The following is a 6,174-nucleotide window of genomic DNA, read 5'->3' on the forward strand; positions in this document are numbered from 1 at the left end:
AAAGCTAAAAGCTAAAAGCTTAGCTGGTTAACTCATCTTTTGTCAGAATAAGCTCTTTAACTGCTTGGTAATATTTAACGTAACCTGTGCCGCGACACTCACTGACAATGGTGGCATAATTTAGCTATATATTGACTACAATGTCGGTGTGCTATGCCAAGGTGTGTACCATTAAGCTGAGGAGAATTAAGTGAGCAATAGACAATTAATACTACTGCTTAGAACCTGCATAACCATTGGTATTTGCTTAATTTTACTTGGGATTTATTTGCACAACTTTAATGATACCGTAGCCGCAATGGGCGTTAAGGGAATTATCATCAGCTCGATGTGTGTCGCTTTTGGCATGGTGCTGTCACTGCCAACTAAAATGTATTTAACCTTTATTTTGGTTGCTAGAGAAGCAAATAAAAAAGACTCATCCGAATGATGCTATCTGGCGGTGAGCGCAAGTTCATTCTCAGCCTCAACTGCAACTTTTGCCTCAAGCTTAACTTAAGTCTTATTCTTCACAAGATACCTTTTGGCGACACACTTGGTTTCTACCGGCTTTTTTCGCTTGGTACAAACAGCGATCGGCTAAGGTTAAAAGCTTGGTTTTATTAACTAGGTGACGCTGATTGGCACTAACACTTACCACCCCAGCGGATGCTGACAGAAACCCGGTTGCTGAATCACTATGCTCAATCTCGAGCCGTTTAAGCTGCATGGGGAGATCTTCAAGCCAGTGCTTATTTTGATTTGAACTGACAGAAACCAAAATAAATTCTTCGCCACCAAAGCGCACCACCATATCGGCACCTTGGTTTGAAAGTAACTGGGCAAAGCTGACCAAGGCTTTATCGCCCATTAAATGCCCGTAGCGGTCATTATATTTTTTAAAGTGGTCAATATCGATCATCGCCAATGAAAGGTACTGCCCCTGTTTTAAATTGTGTAACAGAGTCGAGAATTGCTTATCGAAATTATAGCGATTATGAATCCCTGTTAACTTATCAGTTTGCGCTTTTTGTGTTTGAATTAACTCGTATTTATATTGTTTTCTCAGCAGTACATCCGTTTGATATTGCATCGCGGTCATGATAGCAACTGTTATCACATAGAAGTTTATACTCCAAATGATATCCACCTCGGTGTTGAATTGGATTATAAGCAGAGCAACACCCAGTAACAGCCAAATAATGAACTTTTGACCTAAGTGAAGTATGGGAATGGCTGTAATAAAAATGGCTGACAGCATAGGGCCGCCTTCATGGAGCTCTTGATGGTTAATAGCATAGCTATAAAAGAATAAACCATTGATGAGGGTAAACAGCACCGCAAAAAATAACAGTATCGAATCAAGGTAACAGGTGGCTGATTTTTTAATACTGAAAATCATTACCATTGCAATTAGGAGGCTGACAATACGGGTTAAGATGTCGGCGAAAGTATAATTAGTGGCTGCAAATGAAGATAGGGTAAAAAATAGCAACACCGTAATTAAGATGTAACTCATCATTACTGCATTTGTGCGTGAGCGTTGATTTAAAGATTGTTGAAATGATAGTTCTGCCTCTTTATCTAACACCCACTTAGCAGGTAACCATTTCATTATTGACTTCCTTAGATTAATACTACGAGATACGACTCAAACCCTCAGTTAACATTATAGTATTAGTTAATTTTTTAGTTAATTTTTATTTCGCATTTTGGCTACTTGAACGATTATTTTATGATTAATCTCGTGACTATTAGTTAGACAGTATTGCATGAATACCCTCTATTCATGCTGTTGCTTTACAAGCCTGATACAGAACTTTAGGGCATATTGGGGCAAGTCTTCTTATTAACTATCTTGTTAATAATCTCAGTAAATTGAGTTACATTGTGGATTTGCTGCTGGTCAATATTGATATGCTCTAACGCAAGTTCAATATTAAGGTTATCAAGTTCTAGTTGCGCGATTAGCGACTTTGCATCTAGCTCTATATGCTCTAGGGTTAAGATAAGAAAGTCATTGCCAAACACTCTAAAAATTAACGACTCTGGCAAAAATGCAGTTAACTTGTTGGCTATAAAGGTAAGTTTTTTATCACCTTCGAGCCAGCCGTGGGTTTTATTGTATTGACCAAAATTGAACAAACTGATGACGTAACAGCAATGATAATGTTTGCTAAATAGCTCTTCGTTTAACGTGATAACGTGCTCTAGATATCGATAGTTATATAAACCGGTAAGCGAATCTTTGTAATAATAGGCAAGCCTTGCTTCTTCAAACTCATCCTTTAAATAATTATGATCAACAGGAATTAGATTAGCACTCTCTAGCACTGGCACAGCTGCTTTTACCGTTTCAGGGCAAAATTGTTTACCTGCCAGCGCCTTTATTTCTGCGATAGCTTCTTGTTTCGATTTACTCATTTTATAGATACGTTTTGAGGTCATTGCATCAAAGGCGTCAACTAAAATGAGAATATGAGAAAGTGGGCAGATCTGTTTGCCTTTAAGTCCCCGAGGGTAACCCGTCCCATCATAGTGTTCATGATGGCACCTGATGATTTCAGCATGTTTTTTAAAGGCTTTAATCGATACCAGTAGCTTGTAGCCGCTGTCTAAATGCTGCTGAATAATTTTGTATTCTTGCGAGGTGAGTTTACCTGGTTTTAGTAGAATACTATCGGGTGTAGATATCTTACCTATGTCATGCATGATTGCTGATTCATAGAGGATTTCCACTTCAGCATTACTAAAGCCCATCTCTTTAGCTATCATCACTGAGTATTGTGCAACCCGCCGCGTATGACCAGCGGTGTAGCTATCGCGCCGCTCCACTAAATCAAGCATAGATGATAGTACTTGACGGTAGTTTTTTACATCTTGTTGCTTGTGTTTTAGTGCCAGCTCTCGCTCTTTACTATTAAGGGCATTTCTTTCTATCACGTATAAACATATAACCAGTAACACGGATAAAAAGATGGCGATAATGGCAACCAGATTATTGTAAAAATTGAGCTCAACCATCAGCTTGTTGATCTCTTGATCTACTGCAAATTCTAAATCATCCACATATACCCCTGTGGCGATAATCCAATCAAAAGGCTTATATAATTTGGCATAGGCCAGTTTTTTAACGATTTCATCATTGGTATTACGTTTGAAATAATACTCGAAGTAAACTTCACCTTGAGCATTAATGCCATCAAGCTCCATCTGGAAGGGGTAGTTACCTTTGATGTCTTGACTGAGGGTTGATAATAGCAGCCCTTCGGTTTCAGGCTGGCTAGGGTGAACTTTTCTAATGGCAAAGTCATCACCACCGGCGTAATTAATCACTTCATTTACCCAAACGTAGGTTTCTGGGTTCTGCAGTTTAATTAGCCTAATAAAGGCAGCGATCCTTTTTTTCGCTTCATTGATAACTTGAGGTGGTAATAATGACAGTGTCATTTGCATATCATCAGCAATCGCTGTGTTAATACTTATTTCAGCCAAGGTATTGTCTGGCTTATGGGATGACTGACAAAGAGCTTGTCCTGATTGTGTTAATTGGTATTGAAACTCATCATCGTCAGCGGCTAAAGTTTGTAGCACTTGGCAGCGTTGATGTTCAGGGGTGTTATTAAGTACTAATTTGAATTGTTGCGAATGCGTTTGTAGATTAGTTTGTTGTTTTTGGTATTCGCGCTTAAGGGTTGCTTCAGCTGCGATATGCACCGATGAAACAAGATCAGTAATATGCTCTTTTTTTAATTTAAATAAGTTTTCGCTGATAAGCTGTTTTTGCTTATCGATGACAAAATCTTCTGAGCGATTATCTAGATACAGAATTGATATACAGAATGAAAATACAATCAGTCCAAATAATAATGACTTTCTTAAATGCAGGTTAATCATATCTATAAGTCGCCCCTTATTAAGTTATTGTGACTAATAAGGGCTGATGGAAGCACAGGGGCGTAATATGCCGCTAAGTGCTTGAGGTGTTTGATGCTAGCTGCGCGTATAACGTCAGAAGGTCTTGTAAAATAGCGAAGAATAACAACATAAGTGGTTTGAAAGGCATTGGCCTGAGTAATGCTATCTATTACAGAGGCATCAGCTAACGTGACATATTCTAACGTGACGTCTAGTAAACTAAGATTGAGTAAAGTGAAAAATTGGCTCATCCTTAATCACCTCTAAAAACTCCATTAACTAAACAATAGCGCATTTATTAGTGAAGTTACAACTAAGTTAACCAAAGGGATTGCTGAAATTTTTCAAAGTTAGATATTATTGATTTAATTCAAAAAATATAGCTTGTCACAAGGTGATCTTTCTAGGCAGTTATGGCTAAAAATTCCTATTTACAGGTCAAGGATGAGTTAAAATGACTGGCTAGAGCAATATAACCGCGAACAATTATTTACCGCTTTTGCCGCTAATGCTGCCCAGTATTCCCCGCAAAATTTGTTTGCCAAACTTACTGCCCACCGCGCGTGCAGCTTGTTTTGAAAAGCTCTTTACTAGACCTTGACGGCGCTTGGTGCCAAATAGCAATTCGCTAAACCAATTGCTTTGTTCATCCTCGCTATCTTTTTGGGGTGTTGAGCTTGGTTTTTTTGGGGGAGACTTTTTAGTGTCAGCTTTTTCTATAGGAGGCTTGGCATCAGGGGCTTTTTCAAGTTGCTCGAGTTGATTGAGGCGTTCATAAGCCGACTCGCGATTAATGGCGATATCATAATGATTGCCGATAGGGCTTTGGGCGCGACAAGCATTACGCTCAGTCAGTGTTAATGGCCCCATACGACAGCGGGGCGGGGATATCAGCGTTTGCTCAACCATACTGGGCACACCATTATCTTGTAAGGTTGATACTAAGGCCTCACCCACGGCTAAGCTAGAAATCACTGCGGTGATATCCAGTTTAGGATTTACCACAAAGGTTTCAGCGGCGGCGCGAACCGATTTTTGGTCCCTTGGTGTATAAGCCCGCAAAGCATGTTGAATACGATTACCCAATTGCCCCAATATCGCATCGGGTATATCGTCAGGAAATTGTGAGCAAAAATACACCCCAACCCCTTTAGAGCGGATTAGGCGCATAATTTGCTCGATACGCTTAAGTAGATGATCTGGGCTATCCTCAAACAGTAAATGGGCTTCATCGATAAAAAAGGCCAACTTAGGTTTGTCGGCATCGCCGACCTCAGGCAGGTTTTCGTATAGCTCTGATAACAACCATAGTATAAAACTGGCATATAAATTTGGGGTTAATACTAATTTATCTGCCGCCAGAATATTGATTAAGCCATGGTTTTGCTCATCAACGCCCATGATGTCACTTAGCTCAAGGGCGGGCTCGCCAAAGAAAACCTCACCACCGTCACGCTTTAAACGCATCAGCGATCGCTGAATCGCCGCTAATGATTGCGCACTGACTAAACCGTATTCAGCACTGATGGTTTTACGCTCTTTTGAGACCAAGGTCAGAAGCGCTTTAAGGTCGTCTAAATCCAGCAGTAATAAGCCTCGGCTATCGGCTAAGGCAAAAACGATGTCTAAAATGCTGCTTTGGATGTCATTTAGCCCCAGCATTCTGGCTAATAATGTTGGCCCCATTTCACTGACGGTGGTGCGAATAGGGTGACCTTGCTGGCCGAGTAAGTCCCAAAAAACGCATGGATTAGCTTGGGGGCTGAAATTGCTAATACCAATTTTATCAGCGCGGGCTAATAGTTTATCTGACACCTTGCCTGCAGCGGCTAGACCTGAAATATCCCCTTTAATATCAGTAACAAAAACCGGCACACCTTGACGGGAAAAGTTTTCAGCTAACATCATCAGCGAGACCGTTTTACCCGTACCTGTCGCTCCTGCAATTAAGCCATGACGATTACCATAACGCAGTTGTAGCTCAACGGGATTATCGCCTTTACCTATCAATATCGTGTTTGTTGAACTTTGTTTCATTGTCGCTCCTTGCAGATATTGCTTTAGGTAAAAGCACAAAGGGGTGATGGTTAACGCTTATGTAATACGTTTATGGCAATAACAGTGTAGAACAAGAATGTAAAATAAGAATGTCGAATTGATTGGCTGGCGCACAAATGCTGCAACCGGTAAGTAGCATGTCGCTAGCGAGTGATTCATTTTTGTAGCGCTATAAAATCTATAGCTCATACGAATAATAAAAAATTATCGTTTTAAGAA

General features: G+C 40.1%; 5 protein-coding genes. 1 reads left to right on the top strand and 4 read right to left on the bottom strand.

Annotation, left to right across the window (positions count from 1 at the left end; all coding sequences use genetic code 11):
- Positions 1 to 190 precede the first annotated feature (190 nt).
- The gene (locus tag BCU91_RS05050; RefSeq protein WP_102531018.1) at positions 191 to 430 is read left to right on the top strand and encodes a hypothetical protein; all 240 of its coding nucleotides are present in this window, start codon (positions 191 to 193) and stop codon (positions 428 to 430) included.
- A gap of 72 nt (positions 431 to 502) precedes the next feature.
- Here the strand turns inward: BCU91_RS05050 and BCU91_RS05055 are convergent, their stop codons facing one another.
- The 4 genes from BCU91_RS05055 to BCU91_RS05070 all read right to left on the bottom strand — a co-directional run bounded on the left by BCU91_RS05055 (position 503) and on the right by BCU91_RS05070 (position 5,934).
- On the bottom strand, positions 503 to 1,594 hold the full coding sequence (locus tag BCU91_RS05055) for a GGDEF domain-containing protein (RefSeq protein WP_102531019.1): 1,092 nt from the start codon (positions 1,592 to 1,594) through the stop codon (positions 503 to 505).
- A gap of 206 nt (positions 1,595 to 1,800) precedes the next feature.
- On the bottom strand, positions 1,801 to 3,876 hold the full coding sequence (locus tag BCU91_RS05060) for an HD domain-containing phosphohydrolase (RefSeq protein ID WP_102531020.1): 2,076 nt from the start codon (positions 3,874 to 3,876) through the stop codon (positions 1,801 to 1,803).
- 2 nt (positions 3,877 to 3,878) lie between these two features.
- On the bottom strand, positions 3,879 to 4,148 hold the full coding sequence (locus tag BCU91_RS05065) for a hypothetical protein (protein WP_102439120.1): 270 nt from the start codon (positions 4,146 to 4,148) through the stop codon (positions 3,879 to 3,881).
- 235 nt (positions 4,149 to 4,383) lie between these two features.
- Positions 4,384 to 5,934 (bottom strand): helicase HerA-like domain-containing protein, encoded by a 1,551-nt coding sequence (locus BCU91_RS05070; RefSeq protein WP_102531021.1) that lies wholly within the window; start codon positions 5,932 to 5,934, stop codon positions 4,384 to 4,386.
- Positions 5,935 to 6,174 lie beyond the last annotated feature (240 nt).

Origin of the sequence: Shewanella sp. 10N.286.52.B9, from assembly GCF_002873635.1 — a bacterium.
GTDB lineage: Bacteria > Pseudomonadota > Gammaproteobacteria > Enterobacterales > Shewanellaceae > Shewanella.